We start from the raw sequence: 22,379 nt of genomic DNA, 5'->3' as shown, positions 1-22,379 counted from the left end.
ATCATGTTCGTGCATGACCCGGCAGAAGGTCTGAGACTAGCTTTTATACCATTACCAATCAACTAATCAGTAAACTCAAACCTTACGAAAGTATGCAATTTCTAACAAATTGTGAACCGTGGAATTTAAAATTCATGCGGTTTAAAAAAATATTCATTATCATGAAGCTAACCACTTTACTAATGATCATAGGCTGCCTTCAAGTAAATGCAGCCGCTTTTAGTCAGACCATCAACATGACTGAAAAGAATGTAAGTCTTGAATCTGTTATTTCACAGATTGAGCAACAGAGCGGATATAACTTTTTTTCTAAACTTGAACTGATCAAGGCTATGCCAAAAGTTAGTGTGAATTTCAAAAATGCCACCCTGAAGGAGGTATTAGATCAACTATTCGATAAGCTTCCACTAGTTTATACGATCATTGAAAAAAATGTAGTCATCAATTCCAAACCAATCAATGGCCTTATCATTAATTCGACGAGAAAGATTCCAACTTTAATAATCGGGACCGTACTTGACGAACATGGCGAACCAATGGCTGCTGTAAACATCAAGGTCAAAAATACCGACCTACACACCAGCTCCGATAAGGATGGAAAATTCAGTATGTTGCTCGTAGAACCGAACGCCGTCCTGCAATTCAGCTACATTGGCTATATCACCCAGGAAGTGTCCATTAGCGGTCTTAAAAATCCTATAATCGTCAGATTAAAAATTGCGACAAGTGAACTGGATCAAGTACAGATATTAGCTTACGGAACAACGACTAAAAGGCTCGCGACCGGTAGTTCTACCACAATAAAAGCCGTTGAATTGATGAAAAATCCTGTTCCAAATGTTTTACAGGCAATTCAAAACCGCGTCCCAGGTGTATTCGTACAACAAAAGAGCGGGCGTCCGGGAACACCCTTTCAAATATCCATCAGAGGAAAAAACTCTCTTGGTGGCGCCAGTCAGCCTTTATTTATAGTAGACGGTGTACCCTATCCAAGCGGAAAACTGCCAATGCTGGGTAATTTCCCTTCTGATGAATTAAAAGGCGGGAACGCACTCGATTACCTGGACATGTCAATGATAGAAAGTATAGATTTTCTAAAAGATGCGGATGCCACCTCTATATATGGTTCCAGAGGTGCATATGGCGTTGTCCTGATCACCACCAAAAAGGGTAAGGCAGGAGAACCCTCATTTAACATAAATATGAATACAGGTATAACTGTTCGGGGTGTAAGTCCAGAGTTCTTAAATACGGAACAGTACCTGGAATTGAGAAGAGAAGCAATTGCTAATGATAAGGCAACTCCCGGACCTCTTGATAAAGACATCAATGGAACCTGGCCCCAGGACAGGTATTCAGATTGGGTAAAGGAACTGAGTGGCAATAGGGCTATGGTGACCAACGCCAACGCCACTTATTCTGGTGGTAACGAAAGGATGAATTTCTTAATTGGTGCGAGCTACAATAAGCAGAAAGATATTCAAAGTGTAAAAGGGTCTAATCGCAGGGGCGGAATTAACTTTAATCTGAATTCGAGCAGCAAGGATAATAAATTTTACATCAGTCTTTCAGGAAGTTATACCGATAACATCAATGACATGGTAGCTTATGATTTTGGATCTGGCTATTCTACAAATTTAGCACCTAATGCACCTCCACTATACTTACCCGATGGAAGACTAAACTGGGAAACTGGTGAGAACGCTGCAAGAGTATTTAATATCATCAATAAAAACAACACCAATAACCTGATCTCCAATGCCGAAATAAAGTACATTCCTTTAAAAGGATTAACTTTAAGAACAAATATTGGATTTAATCTACTGTCATCCAAACAATTGAATGGCTCGCCTAGTACTTATTATAATCCATCAGTTGCTTATACGACAGAAAGTACGGTACAGTTTTATAATAATCGTACACTTACATTTGAACCAAATGTCAACTATGTTCACAAGTTAGGCGGGAAAGGCACCCTAAATCTTACTTCAGGAGCCACAGTGCAGAATGCACTAGATTACAACAATACCATTACAGGAAATAATTTCCTTTCTGACGACCTACTATACAATCCTAGCTTTGCAGATAAAACTAACGTAACAGCAAGCTACAACCAAAGTCCAGGACGATATCTCGGATTCTTTGGTATTGTGAATTACAATTGGGATAATAAATATATCCTAAACCTGAACGGCCGTTATGATGGATCTACAAAGTTTGGAAAAGATAACCAAATGGGCTTTTTTGGATCCTTAGGTGCTGCATGGATTCTCAGTGAAGAGCGCTGGTTTAAGAAACTCCTTTCCCCTATCATAAACTTTGCAAAGATCAGAGGAAGTTATGGCACGGTGGGTGGAGACGGTATTAACAATTACCTGTTCTTAAATACTTTTACAAATGGAACTCCTTACCAGGGAAGTGTAGGCTTAAAGCCAGATGCTTTAGCTAACCCATCTCTACAATGGGAAAAAAATGAAAAAGCGGAGATCGCACTTAGCCTGGAATTTCTTAAGGGACGCATTGGGATTGAGGGCGCTTACTATAAGAATAAAACATCCAACCAGCTGCTTCCTCAACCGCTATCAAGTGTGACAGGTTTCACAGGTATAAGTGTAAATTCTCCGGCAGTATTGAAAAACTGGGGTTATGAATTGGAACTGCGCAGTAATAATGTTAAAACTCGCGATTTTAGTTGGAGCAGTGCCTTTAACATTACCGTTCCAAAAAATGTGCTGGTCTCCTATCCAAAAGTAGAAGTTCTTCCAAATACCAATTGGGTAGTTGGAAAACCAATAACGGGGGTAAAACTGTTCAGGTACGCCGGTGTTAATCCTGCTACGGGTAATCACAGCTTTTATAAAGGAGATGTGATTAGCGACTGGCTTCCTTTTTTTAGCGCCGGTTTAGATGAGATTAAAGATCGTACTGAATTTATAGATTTAGCACCGAAATATTATGGCGGCTTCCAGAACACTTTCAACTATAAAAATTTTAGTCTGAGTGCCTACATTACTTTCACAAGTCAAATGGGCAAGAACATGCTTGGCTACCAAACCTTTACCACTCAACCAGGTACTTTTAATAACAATACCTCAACGATAATGCTGAGAAGATGGAAAAAACCTGGTGACATAACTGACGTTCCCCGTGCTATACAGGGTACCACAGCGATATTCCAACAGCAAAACTTCATAAATAGCACCGGTGCATACACCCGTGTTAATTATGCCAGATTAAACAACGTTAATATTTCCTATACATTCCCAACTGAAATGCTAAAAAATCTTTCTATCAAAAGACTTAGTATTTATCTGCAGGGCCAAAACCTCTTAACAGTTTCTAAATATGGAGACTTTGACCCCGAAAATATGGGAGCAGGACAAGGTCCGTTAAGAGTATTTACAGGTGGTGTTAATTTAACTTTTTAAACAGCAGCATTATGAAACTTAAAAATATATTTGCGATTTGTTTGCTTGCAGCGATCTTCGCAACAGGGTGTAAAAAATATTTAGAAATACCACTTCCGCTGAATAAAATTTCCGGATCAAGTGCTTTTACAAATGACAAGTCGGCGGCGGCAACCATAAACCATATTTTGGGAAATTTAGCGGTGAATAATGAATTTGATGGACAAGGAATAGGTTTTCTCACAGGGGAGTACAGCGATGAACTGACAAATCAGTCGCTCAACGCTGATTTAAATGCTTTTTACCGAAATGCAATTACAAGTAATCTTGCCCGTAAATATTGGTCAGATTTTTATATTCATATTTACAATTGCAACCTGGCCATTGAAGGTATACGTGCTTCTACTTCGCTGATCAATTATAAAAATCAATGGGTTGGGGAAGCATTGTTTTTACGTGCATTGCTTCATTTTTACTTAACAAATATTTATGGGGACGTGCCTTTGGTGACGAGTTCAGATTTTAGGGTCAATAATGTACTGGGTCGTACGCCCAAAACTGAAGTTTATAAGCAGATTATTGCTGACCTCCAGGAGGCTCAATCGTTATTAAGTACTGATTATCGCAATGCTACGGGAGTTACGACTACAAGTCGGAGCCGCCCGAACAAGACGGCAGCTACAGCACTGCTGGCAAGAGTTTACCTCTACGCCGGGGAATGGGCTAAAGCCGAAGAGCAGGCAAATATACTGATTAACGATAAGGCTAATTATGAATTACCCGCACTTACACAAACCTTTTTAGCTGCAAGTAAGGAAACCATCTGGTCCTTTGCTATCGATGCAACTACGCCAGGTCAACCATGGGTAAAAGATTACAGCGTTTATTTTAATGACGCCCCCGCCGTCTTTCCACTTTCAGCAACATTGGGCACTTATGGTGTAACTGCCACTTTAAGCCCTACTTTGGTTTCTTCTTTTGAAAGTGCAGATCAACGGCTAACGACATGGGCCCGTAGAATAACAACAACCCCTGCAGCTCCTGCCTTACCAGTAACCCATTATTTGGTCACCAAATATAAAAGTAAGGTTAATGCTGTAGAAAATATAGTGATGTTGAGACTTGCAGAACAGTATCTTATTCGCGCGGAAGCCAGAGCTCAGCAAAATAATCTAATCGGTGCAAATGCTGCACAGGCAGACATTAATGCGGTAAGAAGTAGAGCAGGTTTAACTGGGACTGCTGCTGTGACAAAAGTTGAAATACTGGAAAGTATAGCAAAGGAACGACGCACCGAGCTTTTCACAGAAACGGGCCACCGCTTTTTTGATTTAAAACGTACAGGCACAATTGACGCGGTGATGTCTGTTGCATCCCCACTTAAAGGGGGTATCTGGACGAATCAAAAACAGATATGGCCAATTCCAACTGCGGATATTAATGCTAATCCTAACCTGACCCAGGCACCCGGATATAACTAATCAGTCCTTCATTTATTCCCTTAAATCAGGAACTAGAACATTTCTTTAGTTCCTGATTTAAGGATCATTGTGCCAAAAGGCCATTTAAATATCACCATATACAAAATTCATGAAAAAGCTAATGATCAAAATCGCATTATCAGCAATACTTATGCTGACCATTATTTTGCCGGAGCAGCTATCTGCTCAAACCACAAAGAATTTCACCATAAATGGTAGCCTTACTGGAATGATGCCTATGCCTTCAAAGGTTTACCTAATGTATGATGCGGTTATAGAAAAACCGATAGACAGCGCAATGGTAAAAAATAATAAATACACCTTTAAAGGTAATGTTGAGGCATCCGTTATTGCTACCATAACCCTAACTAAAACAGATACACCGCTACCGAAAGACAAATTGAACGTGATGCTGGATAATGGTATTCTGGATATTACATCAGATCAATCGCTCAGCAATGCAATCGTAACCGGGAGTAGCACAACTGCACATACCGAATTCCTTAAAATAACCAGTTTTGCAGTTAAAGAATCAGCAGCCATACAGGCAATTATGCAAAGCGAAGCCTACAAAACTGATGAATCATTGAAAAAGGAAATCACGTCGAGATCAACCAATTTATTGGGTAATTCCTTAGTCAACATCATTAAATACATCAGGAAAAACCCATCCTCTCCCGTTAGCCCATATTTTACCTATACCATGATTGCATCAGGCTATGTAACACCTGAAATGAGCGATACGCTGTACCAAAGTTTTCCTGCGAGCTTAAAATCAGCTAAACTAGGATTGGCAATAGCTGCTGTCTTTGCCAAACGCAAGCAGGCAGCGCTTGATGCCCTGGCTAAAAGAAAGGCTTTAGATGAGCTAACTCCAGTGGGTGCTAAGGCTAAGGATTTCACTCAGAATGATGTAAATGATCAGCCAATAAGCCTATCTTCTTTTAGAGGGAAATATGTGTTGGTTGATTTCTGGGCAAGCTGGTGTGCCCCTTGTCGTGCGGAAAACCCCAATTTAGTTAAAGCCTACACTAAATATAAAAATAAGGGCTTCAATATCTTAGGTGTTTCTTTAGATAGCAAAAATGCAAAACAGGCCTGGATCAATGCAATTGCGAAGGATGGTTTGGTCTGGACACAGGTATCTGATCTTAAGTCTTTTGAAAATGAAGCTGCAGTGCTGTACGGAATTAAAGCCATCCCTCAAAACTTCCTAATTGATCCTAATGGAGTTATTGTGGCTAAAAATCTTAGAGGAGAGGCATTGGAAGAGAAGCTAAACGAAATTTTTAAATAATGAGAAATATCCTATTTGTTGTATTGTTTTTCGCCCCTGTATTATTACTTGCGCAAAAACAAAATAGTTATAAAGTTACTGGAGTATTACCCGATACAAATATTAAGTGGGTATACCTGAACTATTCTACTGGCGAAGCAGATAAGCCCAGAATAAATGACAGTGTGGAAGTCATCAACAATACTTATACTTTCAGCCACCAAATTAATGGCTGCACACTTGCTCTGCTACAAACGAAAGCTACATCAGACGGAATGATCGTAATCGTATTAGCTCCAGAAACAATAGTCATTCATCATAATGGAAAATTCAGCAATACAACTGTTACTGGATCCCCCTTAAATGATGATTTTAAGGCCATGAATGCAACGTTTGCAAAAACAGAAAATACAGAAATTTTTGCCGATTATATCCGCAAAAATCCATCTTCCCTCCTATCGCTAAATGCTTTAAGAAGATATGCTTTTAATGGGTATAAAATTGACATAGAAAAAGCTAAACCACTATTTATGTTACTTCCTTCTTCCATTAGGGATTCAGAAGAAGGAAAACGTATAGCTCAAAGCATCGAGTATACAGAGGTTTTCAATAGCGTTGGTAAAATCGGGACTTTGGCTAAGGATTTTACCCTTTTAGATACAGCTGGAAAACCACAAAGCCTCTCAAGTTTTAAAGGTAGATATGTTCTACTTGATTTTTGGGCTAGCTGGTGTTCTCCCTGCCGGGCAGATAACCCACATTTGAAAACGGCTTATTCAAAGTACCATTCTCAGGGTTTTGATATCCTCAGTGTATCTCTTGATAAAGGACTGGCAAAATCACAATGGTTGAAGGCAATTCACGATGACGGTATTAGTAACTGGTTTCATGTAGCAGATCTAAATAACGACGTTAATACAGCGGTCAAACTATATGGTATTCAAGGGATTCCTCAAAACTTTTTAATAGACCCAAACGGAAAAATTATCGCACTTAGCTTAAGAGGCGGAGCGTTGGAAGAGGAATTGAATAAAATTTACAAAAAATGAATTTAAAACATGTCTTTGCAGGATTCAGTACAGCCATATTATGTCTGTCGATGCAATTAAATGCCCAAAATATCCCCTTAGATCCTGCGGTCAGGACAGGTAAACTTTCCAACGGTTTTACCTATTACATCCGCCACAACGAAGAGCCTAAAAACAGGGTACATCTTTATCTGGTTAGTAATGTAGGCTCCATTCTTGAAGATGAGGATCAACAGGGCCTGGCCCATTTTATGGAGCATATGAATTTTAACGGAACAAAAAATTTCCCTAAAAATGAACTGGTAGATTACCTTCAAAAAGCCGGTGTCCGCTTTGGTGCCGACCTGAATGCCCATACGGGTACCGATGAGACTGTATACCAATTGCCCATCCCTTCAAATGATCCCCTATTGTTGGCAAATGGTCTAAAAATCATGCGCGACTGGGCACAAGAGGCTACACTCGCTCCTGCTGAAATAGAAAAAGAAAGGGGAATTGTGCTCGAAGAGGGCCGACTGGCCAAAGGTTCGAAAGACCGTATGGCCCATCAGTATTATCCCATGATGCTGAATGGCTCCCGCTATGTAAAAAGGTTGCCTATTGGACTGGAAAAAATACTGACAAGCTTTAAACCCGCAACAATCAAAAGGTTTCACCAGGACTGGTACCGCCCGGATCTTCAGGCACTGATTGTAGTTGGAGATATCAATGTAAATAGTATTGAAGAGCTGATCAAAAAACATTTTTCGAATCTTAAAAATCCTGTTAACAAGCGCGAGCGCATCAAATACAGTATTCCCCTCAGTGGTAAAATGCAGTTTATGGCCGTAACCGATCCTGAAATGTCTGGTACAACACTTCAGGTCCTTTTTAAACGTAAAGCACCTGTTTTACAAACAGAATCGGACTACCTGATCCATATCAAACGTGCGCTCTTTAGCAAGATGCTAGCCTCACGCCGTTATTCGGAAATCAACAGACAGGACAATCCTTCCTACCTAAATATGGGTATGAGTATTCAACCATTAGCAGGTGGTATTGAAGCCTTCATTTTTAATACCGAAGCAAAAGAGGGACAGCTGGAAAATGCTTTTGAGCAAAGCTGGACATTTTTAGAAAAATTGAAACGTTTTGGTTTTACAGCAGCAGAACTTAAACAGGCCGCTCAGCAATATCTACGTTCTTTTCAGAGCGCACTTGCGGAAAAGAATAACACCCCCTCGGTTAATTATGCAACGGAATATCAGGACTTGTTTCTACACCAGCAAGCCGCACCAGGTATTGAATGGGAAGCCTTATATGTGAAAAACCATATTCATGAGGTCACTGTTGAAGCGCTAAATACCATGCTACGCGACTTTATAAAACCTATCAACCGCGATATATTGATTCTGGCAACGGACAAAGAAAAAGCTGCACTTCCAGGTGAAGCTACAGTTGCTTCCTGGATGGATAGGGCAGCAAAATCAACAATTCTACCATTCAAAGAAGAACAGATTGCAACTGAACTGATGGACATAAAGCCTGTCAGTGGAAAAGTAATTGAAAAGCAAATTATCCCAGAACTTGAGGTAACCTTGTTGACCCTAAGTAATGGATTAAAAGTGGTTTTAAAGCCTACAGTGTTTAAAAATGACCAGATTCTTTTCAAGGGTTTTAGTTCAGGAGGCACGTCGCTATACGATGAGGCAGCGTTTGACAATGCGACAAATGCAGCCCCCCTGATCAGCAATTTCGGATTGGGCGACTTTAATCCTGCCCAGCTTAACCAGGTGTTAAATAATAAAGTCCTTGCCGTAAGCGCAAGTATTGGTCCGCGTTCAGATGTCATAAATGGCAGTAGCACGGTTGCCGATTTGGAAACTGCACTTCAGATCGTCAATCTCCAGTTTACACGACCGCGCAAGGACAGTACCATCTTTAAAAATATCATCAGCAAGACCAAGGAAGGCATTAAAATGCGTTATGCAGATCCAGGAAATGTATTTACCGATTCCATCAATTATGTATTGAGCAATTACAGTTACCGTTTTTCTCCGCTAACTACAGACCGCCTGGATAAAATAGACCTGGAGAAAGTTTATTCGATTTATAAAGATCGCTTCGCTGATGCCGCTGGCTTTACCTTTGTATTTACCGGGAGCTTCAACTCAACATCCATTATACCACTTATTGAACAATACCTGGGCAGTTTACCTTCATTGTACCGAAACCAAAAGGCACGTGACCTCGGCATTCATATACCGGAAGGAAAACACATTAAAAAAATATATAAAGGCAGCGAAAATAAGGCTACTGTCCGAATGATATTTAGTGGTAATTACAAGTACAGTACTGAAAACAATCAGCTACTACATGCATTGGGAGATGTGCTTCAGATAAAGGTCCTTCAAAAATTAAGGGAAGCTGATGGAGAAGTATATTCACCTTCAGTGCAGACTACGTTTACTAAATATCCTAAGAGCAGATACGGACTGTTCTTCACTTTGGGCTGTGCACCTGTAAATGCCGCACATTTGATCGAAGAGGTTAACAAAGAAATGGAAGTTATCCGTACTCAGGGTGTTTCGCTGGCAGATATCCAGAAATATAAAGCCGCTTACCGTAAAAATGTCGAACTGGCTATGAAAGATAACGCCTACTGGCTAAATTATCTTGCGGGGCAATACGAAAACGGCGAAGATATCCTCGAGGTCTTAAGCACAGAACAGACGTTGGAAATGGTTACACCTGAAAACTTAAAGAAGGCAGCTTCGCTTTTTTTAAGTCCGGAGAACAGCATACAGTTTATATTATTACCAGAAACAGCTAAAACCAACAACAGCTTATAAAAAACTGTTAGGGTTTAAATTCAAAAATCCCAGCCGCGCAGACGATGTGCAGCTGGGATTTTTTCATCAATCCAAATGTCATTTAGTTTAGTGCGGGATAATCTATGTACCCCCTTTCATCACCACCGCCATACATTGTGGTTTTGTCGGGTTCATTAAGTGCTGCACTTAATTCAAACCTTCTGGGCAGATCGGGATTGGCCAAAAACAGGCTACCAAAAGATACAAATTGCGCTGCGTTGCTTGTAGTTCCGCTTCTGCTGTTTCCCTGTTGTATCCTCCATTTACAATAATGTTTTTTTCGGTTAGATGACCAAAGCTTGTCAGTACATTTTTGGGGTAGTGTGGCAGTTCATCCAGAGGAAATAAAGGCTGCATCAGGTGAAAATAGGCAATGGGTAGCTTGTTCAGTTCCGTTATTAAGTAATTATACAGCTCCAGAGGATTAGGCTCAAACATGTTATGAATGGCAATACTTGGGGATAGCTTGATGCCTACTTTTGCCTCACCAGCTACAGTAATGAGTTCCTTAATAAGTTCCAAAACAAACCGGGACCTGTTTTCAAAAGAGCCACCATATTCATCGGTCCTCTGATTAGACGATTCTACCAAAATTAAAATTACTGGAACATCATCAGTTACTTGTTCGTCAGGCATTCGCGACCGCCCCTCCTACAGTAGGATATACTTTGACAGAAAAAGGGGCAAAATTAGAGCCAGTCCTTGATGCGCTGAACGACTGGAGTAAAGAATGTTTGCCTCGATCTACCTGATCTTATTCGCAGCAGATAAGCCATTAAAATTGTATTGCAACGAAAAAAGAAAATATCTTTTTAAGGAATTGACACTGCTATTTTCACTATAAAATGGAGTTACTATAGTAGAATTAACTATGGCATTGTTAAACACATCATTCACAAAAAGTTTAAAATTTAATTGCTGGCTTTTAAGAAAACGACAACTAAAGCTACTATTCAATACCACTGCAGTACGTTGAAAATCCGCTGGAATTTGAGAATTATACTGGTAGGAAAACTGGCTTCCAAATTCAATTCTGCTAACGGGGCTTACTTTTAGCGTAAACGAATAATTCTGAGTATTATAATTGAGATCCTCACGATCATTTAAACTATAGTCCGTTTTGTTAAAAGAAACATCCGCCGATGAGGAAAGAGACACAAAATTCATATAACTAACAGCAAATCCTGTATTCCCGCCATACTGCCATTGTTTGGTTTCATTTCTATGTGAATTAATGAAACCCACATCCTGCTTTTTATTTAGGGCCAAATCTATAAAGGGTCTAATACTCAATTCCTTTATATGATATCCTTTTTGTAAGCCCCCTGACAAACGAAAAGAATTATATCCGTCCACATTTCGATAGCTCTGTACCTGTCTTCCCTGATCATCATAAACGACATCCTGGATAATTTGGTTTTTGATAAAATTCGCTCCTCCGTTGACATGAAGATTGGCTTCATGGTTAGGAAAAAACTTGCTAAACCCCGCATTGATATTGTGTCCTAAACCCGTTTTGAGAAAAGGATTACCTATAATAACCAACAAAGGGTTAGAGTTGTCATTTACTGGTGACAGCTGATCAGCTGAAGGAGCATAAGATGCGATATCATAACTTAAGTTCAGGTTACCATTATTAGCAAGCGAATAATTTAAAATAAGTTTTGGCGTAAACTGATGCTGGTTTATAGTAATTAAGGTATCCTGAATAAAAAGCCGGTTGCGTTGATTAATAAAACGCATTCCACCATTCAAGGCCACACTGAAGCGCTCCTTGTTATAAGCTAGCTGAAAAGACACATTTTGTTGTATATTATTGTCCTTACTATCACCAGACTGCGTACTATCCAGAACATCATACTTACCTGAGCCATTATTAACATTAAACAGATGCTTTTTCAATCGATTTGATTGTTGGTTCAAGCTATACTCCAGTTGACCTGTGAAAGACTTGTTTAAATTTCTAGATAACTGTAAAGACAAATCATTGTTTAGTGAATTTCTTCTCGAATCTCCCTTTTGGTCAATCGTATTTTTAGATGATGCGCCAAGATTATTGATAAACTCATTCTCGGAATAGTTAGTCAACTGATCTCCTGTCTGATCTCCGTTAATATTCCAGTTAAGTATAAAACCCGTCTTTCCATCCTTCGAGCGCCTCCCAAAAAACAGGGAATGACTAAATCCTTTTCGGGTACCATCAGATAGATTATAAATATCTGAAGAGTTCAATTTAGTACCATCGGGGCCCTCGCTCAAAGCAGAGATTTGTTTTTCACGTTTAAAGGGGGCATAGTTTACTGTGGCCATAAACCGCCAGGTAGTCAAAGTGTCTTGTGCGAATTCAATATTTGTCAAATAAGAATGGGTATTGTTATAGTCGGCACCTGATTGGTCTTCAAAATATTTCAAATTACCCGAATCCTGGAAATTAATTCTTTGTGATTGTTTTTCCAGTATGCTTTTCTGATGACTGAAATTATAATTACCATTAACCTTAACCTTCTTACTTAGCTCGGTATTGAATGTACTGGATAGATTTTTTCGGTCATTGAGTCCAGCACCCGAAAGTCCGGGAGATTTAGCCCCCCTTATAGCTGCGGCTAAACCACCACCGGTAGCAGTAAGTGTACCACCTACTGGCATTCCAGAAGGCCCGGCACCAGGGTTTGCTCCAGCACTATTAATCATATTACCATTCCCACCAGAGCCAAACAGACCAAATCGAATCTTTCCACCAAAAGAGCTTAACATACCGCTGGCCGAATAACGATCTTTTGTGCCATAGCCAGCCATTACATTTCCCAGTAGTCCTCTATTTTGATCTTTCTTCAGCAGCAGGTTTATGGTTACATCATCCGTAGCCGGGTTAAGCATTCTGTTAATTCTTTTTGCCGGATCATCAGTTGGGGTAACCTGGATCTTATCTATAATATTTGCTGGTAGATTTTTTGTTGCAATGACTGTGTTTCGGCCAAAGAAATCCCTCCCATCGACTTGTATTTTAGTTGCCTTTTTGCCATTAACAGTAATATTTCCCTCTTTATCAATCAATACCCCCGGAAGTCGATTCAATAGGTCTTCCAGTATCGCATGTGGAAGTAATTTAAATGAAGCAGCATCAAATTCCAGCGTGTCTTTTCTAATGACAAATGGCGGTTTACGCGCTTTAACTGTCACCTCATCCAGCGCATTTAAGTCAGTGGATAATGTCCAGTTCCTGTTGATCACCATGGGTTCCAAAACTTTAAATCTTTGAACCTCGGAGGTATCACGGTGGTATCCGTACAATGAGACAAACACTTTAAAATCCTGCCCAAATGGGAGTTTGGATAAAATATATTCGCCTTTTTCGTTAGTAAATGTATAGCTTAATAATAAACTATCTTTTGTTTTTGCCATCACAGAAACACCCTGGATTACTTTTCCAGAGGCCTGTGATGTTACCACTCCTTTAATAGTCCCGCTCACCTGCACCGGGGTTGCTGACACCCTGATCTGTGCGTTCGCAGAGAGACAGGTAAAACAAAAAACCGCAACACAAAGGATGCAACGGATTGATCTCATAGATAATTGTTTTTTTGAGTACAACAGGGAGCTGCCTCCCCGTTGTACATTTGAGAGATATTAATTAACTGATTTGTCTTCGGGTATTAGTACCGCACGCACGTAGTTTTTATCATTCAAATAAATATTCATGGCTTCTTTTAATTTACCAGTTGTCATGCCATCGATGACAGCATCAAAATGCAAAATCTGTTTAGGATCAGAATCTTCCTGAAATTGACTACCCAGATAGCTCAGCCAGAAAGCGTTGGTTCCCATCGCATTTTTAGTGCCCACTTTCTGTTCTGCTTTAAATTTAGCAAGGTCATCGGCAGAAGGACCATTACTTTGGAGTTTAGCAATTTCTTCCCATACCGAAGCAATCAGTTTCTCAACATTTGCGGGTGAGCAGCCAAAACCTACGGAAAAAGCATACCTTGACCTGGGTCTACGTGACGAAGTTAAAGATACCGAAGGAGAATATACCCCCCCCTCCTGTTCTCTCAACCTGTCATTCAACTTCAATCCAAGGATGTATTTAATGGCTTCCATATTATACCTGTTTTCTTCACTGTACTGGTAATCACCGCTGAGTACGAGCTGAACGGTTGCTTTGTCTTCCGAGCCGCTGTACAAAGTCTTTGTGATCTTGCCAGCAGGTATTTGAATTTTGAGATCCCTTGCGGCTTCTTTCCTGCCTGCTGAAGGCAGTGAGCCTAAATATTGTTCCAGTAAAGGCCTGATCTTTTTCTCATCAAAATTCCCCACCATCACAAATGTAAAATCAGATGCATCACTAAAACGATCTTTATAGATCTCAAATGCCCTGTCCAGGCTTAACTGCTCCAGTTCGGCAAGCCCGGCAGACTTCCTGCGGACGCTATAATTGCTGAGAACAGCACTTAGGGTATCACCAAACATTTTCTCCGGGGTAAGAACAGGATTTGCAAGTGATGCTCTGGTTCTGCTCATAATCGCATTAAATGCCGCTGTATCTTTACGGGGTTCGGTAAAATAAAGATGGATGAGTTGAAGGGCCGTTTCCAGTTCATGGGTATTGCTGTAACCGGATATGCCCTCTGTACGCTCGCCTATGTAGGGACTCACAGATGCGGATTTTCCCGTCAATTTTTGTATTAGCATTTCTGCACTAAAATCCCCCAGGCCGCCACTTGTAACCAAAGGGGCGGCATTGGTAGCGGACTGGTAATCAACATCCGGATAAATGGAGGTTCCTCCCGGACTGTAAGCATTGAAAATGATCTCATCATTTTTAAAGGTAGTAGGCTTCAATATCACTCTTACCCCATTGCTAAGTTTTAGTTCGGTAATTTTCAGTTCTTTGATTTCTGTTGATGAAATCACCTTACCTTTTACCGGAGGGGAAGCAATCAGTGGCATTTTTGCAAGTTTCTTTATCAGCTTCTGTGCGTCTGTATCATCACCACTCCCCGCGACTTGCTCATATTTCGAGAACCAAGCGTTTACAGTAGCCTCATCAGGCAAAGTTGATTTGGCTGATTCAGGTGCAATCAGGATCACATCCCTGTTCGAATCAACTATATGCTGTTGGGCCATTTGGTTTAGGTGGCCCAAACTGATCGTAGGCAAATAAGCTTCAATGAGCTCTGCTTCCTTAGGTATACCAGGGCTTGCTTCTCCATGAAGAAAATGACGGACGTATTCGTTAGCGTATTGTGCCGATTGCTTTTTATCTCGTTCAGCTAAAGAAGCCTGGATAGAAGCCAGATATTGAGACTTGGCGGCAGTAATTTCTGCTTCCGTAAATCCCTGCGCTTTGATTTTGGCCAATTCAGACCAGAATGCAGCAAAACCCTTTTCCAATTCGCCCGGTCGTGCAGAAAGCGACGCATTAAATGCATCAACATTTGCTGTTACCGAAGTTAAACCCGCACTTGCAGCCAAATAGTTCCCTGCGTTTTTCTGTGAAACTGACCTGAAACGGAGTGCCAGAACCTGGTTAAAAATGTTTCTTTTGATGTAATCCAGGTAATCTAAATGCGACTGTAATTTTTTATGAGGATATTTAATCATTACCTGCATCAATGTGCCCTGTGCCTCTTTATCCGTAATGGCAAGAAACTGATTCTTACCGGACAACTCGATATCATATACAGGTCTGGGTTTGGATGGCTCTGGGTTCTTCAGATCTGAAAATAAATGTTCTATACGCTTTACCACATCCTTCACATCCACGTCACCAACAACAATGATTGACTGCAGATCAGGCCTATACCAGTCTTTATAAAATGAGAGAATGGTTTCACGGGTAAAATTTTTGATAACTTCTTCAGTACCTATGGGCTGACGGTCCGCATAACGGGAATGGTTAACCATCATCGGAAACGTTTGTTGCTGGATTCTTTGTTGCGCACCATTTCTCAGCCTTTTTTCTTCCAGCACTACACCTCGCTCCTTGTCAATTTCCTTGGGGTCGAGCGTAGCTTCAGCCGCCCAGTCCCGGATTACCTGCAGCCCGCTGCTTAGCATTTTTGGGTCATCGATCGGAATGGGAAGCTGATATACCGTTTCATCGAAGGAGGTATAGGCATTCAAATCTGCTCCAAATCTGACACCTGCCTTTTCCAGAAAATCAACCAGTGTTGCCCCAGGAAAATGAGTAGTACCGTTAAAGCTCATGTGTTCCATAAAATGGGCAAGTCCAAGTTGCTGCTCTGTTTCCAGAATCGACCCTACTTTATTTACCAGATAAAGTGTGACCCGTTTCTTTTGGTTACTGTTTTTGCGGACATAATAGCTAAAACCATTCGCCAGTTTACCGGTAACTACTTCCGGGTCGAGCGGTAATTGCTGTGCATAAGATTTATAAAAGAGCGTTGAAAACAGGCACAATAGTAGCCCGGTCAACATTTTTTTTGGATTCATATTAAACGAAAGTTAAATTGACCGGCAAGACTAAGCCTGCCGGTCAACGTGGATGGATTATTGTCCCTTAAGGGTAATAATAATAGTCTTGGAGTTTCCCGGAATATCGATACCTTCAGCACTGCTAATTGAAAAGGCGATGATGTATCTTTTGCTACCGGCAATTTTTCCCGGAATAATTTTAACAGGAAGCACACCCAGCTGCATCCCCTCTGGAATGATCGCTTCATTTGCGCTCATCTCATAAGCATCCGCAGGCAGCGGCGTAAAAGTATTAAAAGGATTATACTTTGCCATAGCAGCGTCATCTCTTATAAAGGCGATTTTAAGGTCGCGCGGTGCGGGAGCCTGAAACGAGTACTTAGCTATAAGGTTCAATCGGGTTACCCCAAATGCACTATCCGTCAGAAGGGTTGGCAATATGGTTTTTGAAGGATAGTTAGATTTAGGATTGATCACAATAGGCTTTATTCCACGGTAATCTAGAATCTCATCCTTATTTTTAAGGCAACTGCTTAATGACAACATTACCATTGCCATGAGTATATATATTTTCATTTTTATATTTTTTAGTTAAAAAATTAAGGCATCCACCAGATTTTATCCGTAAACGCATTGATCTCGCCCAGTTTTTTGATTTCAACCATATTGGTAAGGATTTCGCGCGGAGTATACATAAACCGGATGGGAACTGTATTGGCAATCCTTGTCGGATCAGCAGATACAGGTACGTCAGGAAAACGTCCATTTCTCCTGTAGTCTGTCCAGGTCTCGATCGGATCAATGCCATTCAAACCAATGTATTTCTGATACATGATCAGTTTATATTTGTCAGGTGCTGTTGTCCAGTTTACTCTTTGATTGTTTACCTGGGAGCTATACCAGGCATTAAACACTGCATCAGAAAGTGCAGGCGTAGCTGCATTTCCACCCAGGTTAAGCCAGCGAAAAGAGGCTTTTATCGCTGTTTGATAGGCCTGCTCAGCATCGCCCGGCAGCCATCCACGAAACACAGCTTCAGCCTGCAGAAAAGCATTCTCCACGCTGGTAATGATCCAGGAGTCCATATTATTGCCTTTAATAATGCCGCTTGAAGCAGGAGTTACTACATCTATATTCCTTGAGCCGCCAACTGCTGATAGATAAACCCGGTTCTGATAAGGATATTGGAAGGAACTAAATGACAGTCCAAAACGGCTCCCCCTGAAATTTGAAGGTGCTGGTTGCGGAAAAGGTTCAGCACCACTAGCTGGTTTAACATTGTCTGTGGAGGAATAAATGAAGCCAATCCTGGGATCATTGTCACTTTTGAGCATATTAAGCCCATACTCATTGGCGTGCGCCATATCTGGACTGGTTATTCCAGTATAAATATCTCCTCTTGCTCCTCCTCTGATATTATGACTGGAATAAAGACCAAAATAAGGATTTACGGCAGTTGAAATGATCCAACCAGGATTCACAGCCCCTTCAACCCCCATAGGAAGAAAGCCTGATCCCTGGTCTTTGATTACCTGAATCTCAGCAGCAATATAAGCTGCCCTATCAGGACGGTTAGCCTGATGGATTAATAAACGCAGTTTTAAGGTATTGATAAACTGTAGCCATTTTGTTTTGTCGCCATGAAACATGATATCGCTTATGGTAATTTTTAAATTCTTAGTCACATCCGCATTTTTAATCAGTCCGCTTGCCTCAGTCAACTGTTTGATCAGATCATCATAAATCGGTTGACCATTATCGTATTTCGGATGAAGAATAGCGGGATTGTAAGCCTCTGTATAGGGAACAAAATTTAACTTGTCCACACAACGGCTCCACATTAACGCGCGAACAACCTTGGCAATACCAAGATAAAATTCCTGTCCCAGATCTGCAGATTTTTGTTCAAGTATAGGGACGCTGGAGGAAGCAATAGAGCCTGTTACAACGTCTGTATAGTTAGTAAGGCTTTGGTTTGTTCCCAACGTCGGAGCCGCCCAATAGCCTAGCCACATCGACAGAATCTCGAAATCAGGCGGGAGTGCAGCACATTCAAGAAGTAATGGCGGCAACAATAAATCCGGCGTAACTACATTATCTGTCAACTGTTGGGGATTGTAATTTACATCCAGCCATCCCTTTTTACAGCTACTTTGCGACAGGAAAGTCAACAAAATTGCTGCTATTAATGTAAAGTTAAAATATCGTTTCATATGTTTAGATTATAATGTTAAAAGGATAAACCAAATGTAAATCCATATAGAATCAGCCCAGGACCTGCATTTGCATCAGCAGAGCCACCACTCACATTATTTGTGTCACTAGTTGAGTTTTGGCCAACCACTGTAGCTCTACTCTGAGGTATGCCCGGGCCCTGGCTTAATACAGGATCTCCGTATATATTAGAGCGGGGATAAAAAGAGAACACATTATTGGCGTAAATACTTCCCGAAATCTTTTTTACCCACTTGGTTTTCAACGGCATTTCATATTGCAGTGAAACCTCTCTTATTCTCCAGTATGATGCGTTCGTAATGGTGTGGATACTTGCCGCTGCGAACCTGGAAAAAAGATCTTTTCCTGCATTGGAAACTGGCACATCCTTATTCTCAATAAAATGGCCAGGACTGTCTTCAATTACTGAATTTGGGAATACAAAAATTTCCCTATTGTTTATTAAAGTTAAATTGCTTACACCTGTTTGTATATTTGCGGAACTAAACTGAAAATGATTTCCAGCTGAATAATCTGCTTGGGAACTCAGTGTAAAACGCTTATACCTTACACTCAAAGTGACGCCGCCCTGGTATATCGGTAATGTCTTTCCTGCTATTTTTGGATTCTGTGTATCTACAGTAGGTAATCCAGTATTTTTATCTACAATTACCTTTCCCTCCGGGTTTCTTTTAAAATCTGTTACCGGATATTCAAATGCCGAATGTCCTTCTCTCGCATAAAACAAATTCCCGTACGGATCATTCATAATAAATGTACCATTGTAAATATCGGCGACCTGTAAAACTTCATTATTATTGATAGAAAACCGTCCTGTAAGGGATATGTCAACATCTTTTCCAAAGTCTACAAGTGGGTTTATACCTAAATCAAATTCCCATCCAGTATTTTTAAAGCGACCTGCATTATCTGTACCAGGATATCCGCTATATGGAGGAATACCTACAGTCATGATCACACCATTATTAATCTGATGGTAATAAGCAGCATCAAATTTGATCCGGTTTTCCAGAAAAGCTAGCTCTGTTCCATACTCCTGCGAAAACACTTTTTCAGGTTTGATTAAAGGATTAGGATTCCCTGTTAAAGCATATCCAAGAACTGATTTTCCAGTGGTTGGATTTGTAATGGGAAATGGAATCAGCAATTGGAAAGTCTTTTCACTTTGCTGGGGAAGAATATTCATATTCGCAGTAAATGCGGCCGACAGCCTTAGCTTGAAAATATCAATCCAGGATTGTTCCTTTAAAAAAGGCACGATCTCTTTCAGGATCAGTGAGGTATTTGCACCAAAATAAAGATCCTTTCCTCTGGCCACTTTTGCCCGCTTTGAATCCCATTCATTACGCCCGGTAAGCTCCAGGAAAACCCTATCTTTATAACCTAAAGAGACATTTCCGAAAGCTGAAATGCTCCTTGTCGTTGTATATTTCTCCTGTCCGGCAACACCTTGATCAGTCCTCGCGAAGACATTATTAAACACTGGAACTACAAGATTGGCCGAGGTTTGAAGCGCCTTATCAAAATTGTCGCGAATGCTGTTGCCCAGATTTGTGCGGATCAGGAAGTCGCCGGTTTTGTGAATTGTTGAGATTAACAGATCATTGTTAAATGCTGTAGCGCTGCTAAATTGATCAATGGTAGATGCATCTTTATCCAGTCCTTTAACCGGATCTACCCTGGCGAAGTCTGAAAACATAATGGGCTGCGCATTTATTTTATTATTTGTCCCCTGATAGTTCACAGAAATCTGATCCTTGATGTTCAGCCATTTGAGTGGTTTAAAGTTTGCAATAAAATTACCTGTAAAAGCATTAGCTCTTGCTAAAGACCTGGTCATATCCAGCGCGGCATAAGGGTTTATGCCAAACCAATAGTTGTCCAATGTCGCCCAATGAGAATTTTTATAATCCTTGTAGCTTAATAAAGGTATAAAACTGGGGGTGTTTAAAACCTTTGAACTCACATCAGCGCCCCTGTCAGCTATCGTATTGGAGTAATTTACATTAAGCTGCAAATCCAATAGCTTTCCAACTTTCTTGTTGGTATTGTATAAGAAAGTAGATTGCCTGGTTTTATCCCCCGGCAACAATCCAGTCTGATCGTTATATCCTGCACCTATATAATAGGAAGAGTTTAGATTTCCTTCTGCAATGGAAACATTGGCGCGCGTGTTCCTGGCGACATTAAAAAAATTGTAGCGGTCATCCAGATCACTGTAAGGAACTTCCTGATAATTACCATCCTTATCAGGAAAGCCTACCCTGATAATTTTCCCATCATAAGCAGGCCCCCAGTTACCGGGTTGTGCGCCCCCAACTCCAAAACCACTCTCATCACCTACACCAAACGTCCGTTGATCAGACCGCTGTCTATAATCATACCGAGTGTAGGAGGAATTTACCCTAGCATTGATACTCATCTCCCCCTGCTTCACTTTTTTGGTGGTAATGATGATCACACCGTTTACACCTTCCGGTCCATACATAGCCGTTGCATTGGCGCCTTTTAACACTGTTACTTCTTCAACATCCGCAGGATTTAAGTTGTTGATAAATTCTAACGAGCGCTGTGCAGCATTCATGTCGCCACCAAAAGAAAGCGGTGCGCCGTTAAATATAAATAGAGGCTGGTTATTACTCGACTGGCCAAATGACCGGATTCCTCTTAACAGTACCCGCATTTTAGGGGACATTTCCGAGCTTTGGCTCATGATATTCAGGCCGGAAACCTTTCCTATCAAACCATTCAATATATTCCCGCTATTTGCCTTGTTGATTGCTTCTCCGCTTACCTGGGCAACGGAATATCCCAGTTCTTTTTTACTCCGTTCTATTCCATAAGCAGTCGTAACACTTACTTCCTGAAGGTTCGCAGAAACTGCACGTAAAGTAATGGTGCCCTTAATTTTATTGGCCGGGATTTCCAAAGTACGGTGACCGACAAATGATATGACGACAATAGCTTGTTCGTCAACGGACTTAAGTAAAAAAGCTCCATTGTTATCCGAAATCACGTACCTGTTTGTTCCCTTAATCTTTATGTTTGTTCCGGGCAAAGCATTTCCTTTTTCATCCACAATCTTACCATTGATATCAATTTCTTGAAAACGGGCAACAAGATTGTCCAAAAATGTCTTTTCCTCCGGTTTCACAGAGATGTCTTTATCCCTTATATTAAAGGATAAATCATGTGCTGTCAAAACTTTTTTCAAGACTGGCTCCAGATCCTCGTTTTCAAAATCAACATTGATTTTCCTGGAATCATTAATCAATTGGTTAGAATAAAAGACATTATATCCGGTTTGCTTTTTTATGGCTCGGAAGAATTCCTTCAGGGTAATCTCTTTTTGGCTAAGCGTAATTTTTTGGGCGAAACCGCTTGCGCTAACCTGCATTATGGCTATCAATAATAGAAATGTGGTGATTTTCATAACCAGCAATAGTTTTTTCATGTGGTAGGTATACCAGCATGGGTTCTTAGTACAAATTTTCATACATTTGGTTGTTTGGGTTTGAATCGTAAATTGATTTTCAAGATTTGTTGGCGGTAATTAACCTGAACATTCGACCGGGAATGTTTGCTGCATTCCTGGTCTGCTTTCACACCTTGTCATTGGTGTGCTCTTCCCTGGCATTAAGGATCTCTTTTTAATTTGGTGTGTT

General features: G+C 40.6%; 12 protein-coding genes. 6 read left to right on the top strand and 6 right to left on the bottom strand.

Annotated elements, in window-relative coordinates:
• Window positions 1-161 precede the first annotated feature (161 nt).
• From FBD94_RS04945 to FBD94_RS04925, 5 genes are all read left to right on the top strand, one after another.
• Entirely contained in the window at window positions 162-3,428 is a 3,267-nt protein-coding gene (locus FBD94_RS04945; RefSeq protein ID WP_169472219.1) for a SusC/RagA family TonB-linked outer membrane protein, read from the top strand.
• A gap of 11 nt (window positions 3,429-3,439) precedes the next feature.
• Window positions 3,440-4,888 (top strand): RagB/SusD family nutrient uptake outer membrane protein, encoded by a 1,449-nt coding sequence (locus FBD94_RS04940; protein ID WP_136879335.1) that lies wholly within the window; start codon window positions 3,440-3,442, stop codon window positions 4,886-4,888.
• A gap of 109 nt (window positions 4,889-4,997) precedes the next feature.
• Window positions 4,998-6,185, top strand: a complete 1,188-nt coding sequence (locus FBD94_RS04935) for a TlpA disulfide reductase family protein (RefSeq protein ID WP_136879334.1) — start codon at window positions 4,998-5,000, stop codon at window positions 6,183-6,185.
• Window positions 6,185-7,213 carry a TlpA disulfide reductase family protein gene (locus FBD94_RS04930; protein ID WP_136879333.1) on the top strand — a complete coding sequence of 343 codons (1,029 nt, stop codon included), beginning with the start codon at window positions 6,185-6,187 and terminating at the stop codon, window positions 7,211-7,213. Before FBD94_RS04935 ends, FBD94_RS04930 begins: the two co-directional genes overlap by 1 nt.
• On the top strand, window positions 7,210-10,023 hold the full coding sequence (locus FBD94_RS04925; protein ID WP_136879332.1) for a M16 family metallopeptidase: 2,814 nt from the start codon (window positions 7,210-7,212) through the stop codon (window positions 10,021-10,023). The genes FBD94_RS04930 and FBD94_RS04925 overlap by 4 nt, the downstream gene beginning before the upstream one ends.
• 168 nt (window positions 10,024-10,191) lie before the next feature.
• Here the strand turns inward: FBD94_RS04925 and FBD94_RS04915 are convergent, their stop codons facing one another.
• Window positions 10,192-10,680: an oxidoreductase gene (locus tag FBD94_RS04915; RefSeq protein ID WP_136879331.1), complete on the bottom strand. Its 489-nt coding sequence runs from the start codon at window positions 10,678-10,680 to the stop codon at window positions 10,192-10,194.
• Here FBD94_RS04915 and FBD94_RS26570 point away from each other — a divergent pair.
• Window positions 10,626-10,796 (top strand): winged helix-turn-helix transcriptional regulator, encoded by a 171-nt coding sequence (locus FBD94_RS26570; protein WP_136879660.1) that lies wholly within the window; start codon window positions 10,626-10,628, stop codon window positions 10,794-10,796. The two genes, FBD94_RS04915 and FBD94_RS26570, sit on opposite strands and share 55 nt — an antisense overlap.
• On the opposite strand, the gene FBD94_RS04905 is transcribed toward FBD94_RS26570, so the two are convergent.
• Genes FBD94_RS04905 through FBD94_RS04885 form a run of 5 tightly spaced genes read right to left on the bottom strand, consistent with a single transcriptional unit; the run spans window position 10,789 to window position 22,168 of the window.
• Complete coding sequence (locus FBD94_RS04905) at window positions 10,789-13,611, bottom strand: outer membrane beta-barrel protein (protein WP_136879330.1); 2,823 nt, start codon at window positions 13,609-13,611, stop codon at window positions 10,789-10,791. The genes FBD94_RS26570 and FBD94_RS04905 overlap by 8 nt on opposite strands.
• Before the next feature lie 60 nt (window positions 13,612-13,671).
• Entirely contained in the window at window positions 13,672-16,497 is a 2,826-nt protein-coding gene (locus FBD94_RS04900) for a M16 family metallopeptidase (protein WP_225874601.1), read from the bottom strand.
• 57 nt (window positions 16,498-16,554) lie between these two features.
• Complete coding sequence (locus FBD94_RS04895; protein ID WP_131606697.1) at window positions 16,555-17,055, bottom strand: DUF1735 domain-containing protein; 501 nt, start codon at window positions 17,053-17,055, stop codon at window positions 16,555-16,557.
• A gap of 23 nt (window positions 17,056-17,078) precedes the next feature.
• A complete protein-coding gene (locus tag FBD94_RS04890) occupies window positions 17,079-18,692 on the bottom strand; it encodes a SusD/RagB family nutrient-binding outer membrane lipoprotein (protein ID WP_131606699.1) in 1,614 nt (537 codons plus the stop codon).
• A 17-nt stretch (window positions 18,693-18,709) separates the two neighbouring features.
• Entirely contained in the window at window positions 18,710-22,168 is a 3,459-nt protein-coding gene (locus FBD94_RS04885; RefSeq protein WP_169472218.1) for a SusC/RagA family TonB-linked outer membrane protein, read from the bottom strand.
• Between the last annotated feature and the right edge of the window lie 211 nt (window positions 22,169-22,379).

This window comes from Pedobacter hiemivivus (assembly GCF_005144565.1).
Classification (GTDB): Bacteria; Bacteroidota; Bacteroidia; order Sphingobacteriales; family Sphingobacteriaceae; genus Pedobacter; species Pedobacter hiemivivus.
Note: the sequence above shows the minus strand (reverse complement) of the source record. Positions and strands in the feature narration are given on the sequence as shown.

What these genes read in the sequence shown, in the direction of transcription:
- FBD94_RS04890 (WP_131606699.1), bottom strand. Translation starts at nt 18,692, where the DNA reads ATGAAACGATATTTTAACTTTACATTAATAGCAGCAATTTTGTTGACT.
- FBD94_RS04905 (WP_136879330.1), bottom strand. Translation starts at nt 13,611, where the DNA reads ATGAGATCAATCCGTTGCATCCTTTGTGTTGCGGTTTTTTGTTTTACC.
- FBD94_RS04945 (WP_169472219.1), top strand. Translation starts at nt 162, where the DNA reads ATGAAGCTAACCACTTTACTAATGATCATAGGCTGCCTTCAAGTAAAT.
- FBD94_RS04940 (WP_136879335.1), top strand. Translation starts at nt 3,440, where the DNA reads ATGAAACTTAAAAATATATTTGCGATTTGTTTGCTTGCAGCGATCTTC.
- FBD94_RS04935 (WP_136879334.1), top strand. Translation starts at nt 4,998, where the DNA reads ATGAAAAAGCTAATGATCAAAATCGCATTATCAGCAATACTTATGCTG.
- FBD94_RS04895 (WP_131606697.1), bottom strand. Translation starts at nt 17,055, where the DNA reads ATGAAAATATATATACTCATGGCAATGGTAATGTTGTCATTAAGCAGT.
- FBD94_RS04885 (WP_169472218.1), bottom strand. Translation starts at nt 22,168, where the DNA reads ATGAAAAAACTATTGCTGGTTATGAAAATCACCACATTTCTATTATTG.
- FBD94_RS04915 (WP_136879331.1), bottom strand. Translation starts at nt 10,680, where the DNA reads ATGCCTGACGAACAAGTAACTGATGATGTTCCAGTAATTTTAATTTTG.
- FBD94_RS04930 (WP_136879333.1), top strand. Translation starts at nt 6,185, where the DNA reads ATGAGAAATATCCTATTTGTTGTATTGTTTTTCGCCCCTGTATTATTA.
- FBD94_RS04900 (WP_225874601.1), bottom strand. Translation starts at nt 16,497, where the DNA reads ATGAATCCAAAAAAAATGTTGACCGGGCTACTATTGTGCCTGTTTTCA.
- FBD94_RS04925 (WP_136879332.1), top strand. Translation starts at nt 7,210, where the DNA reads ATGAATTTAAAACATGTCTTTGCAGGATTCAGTACAGCCATATTATGT.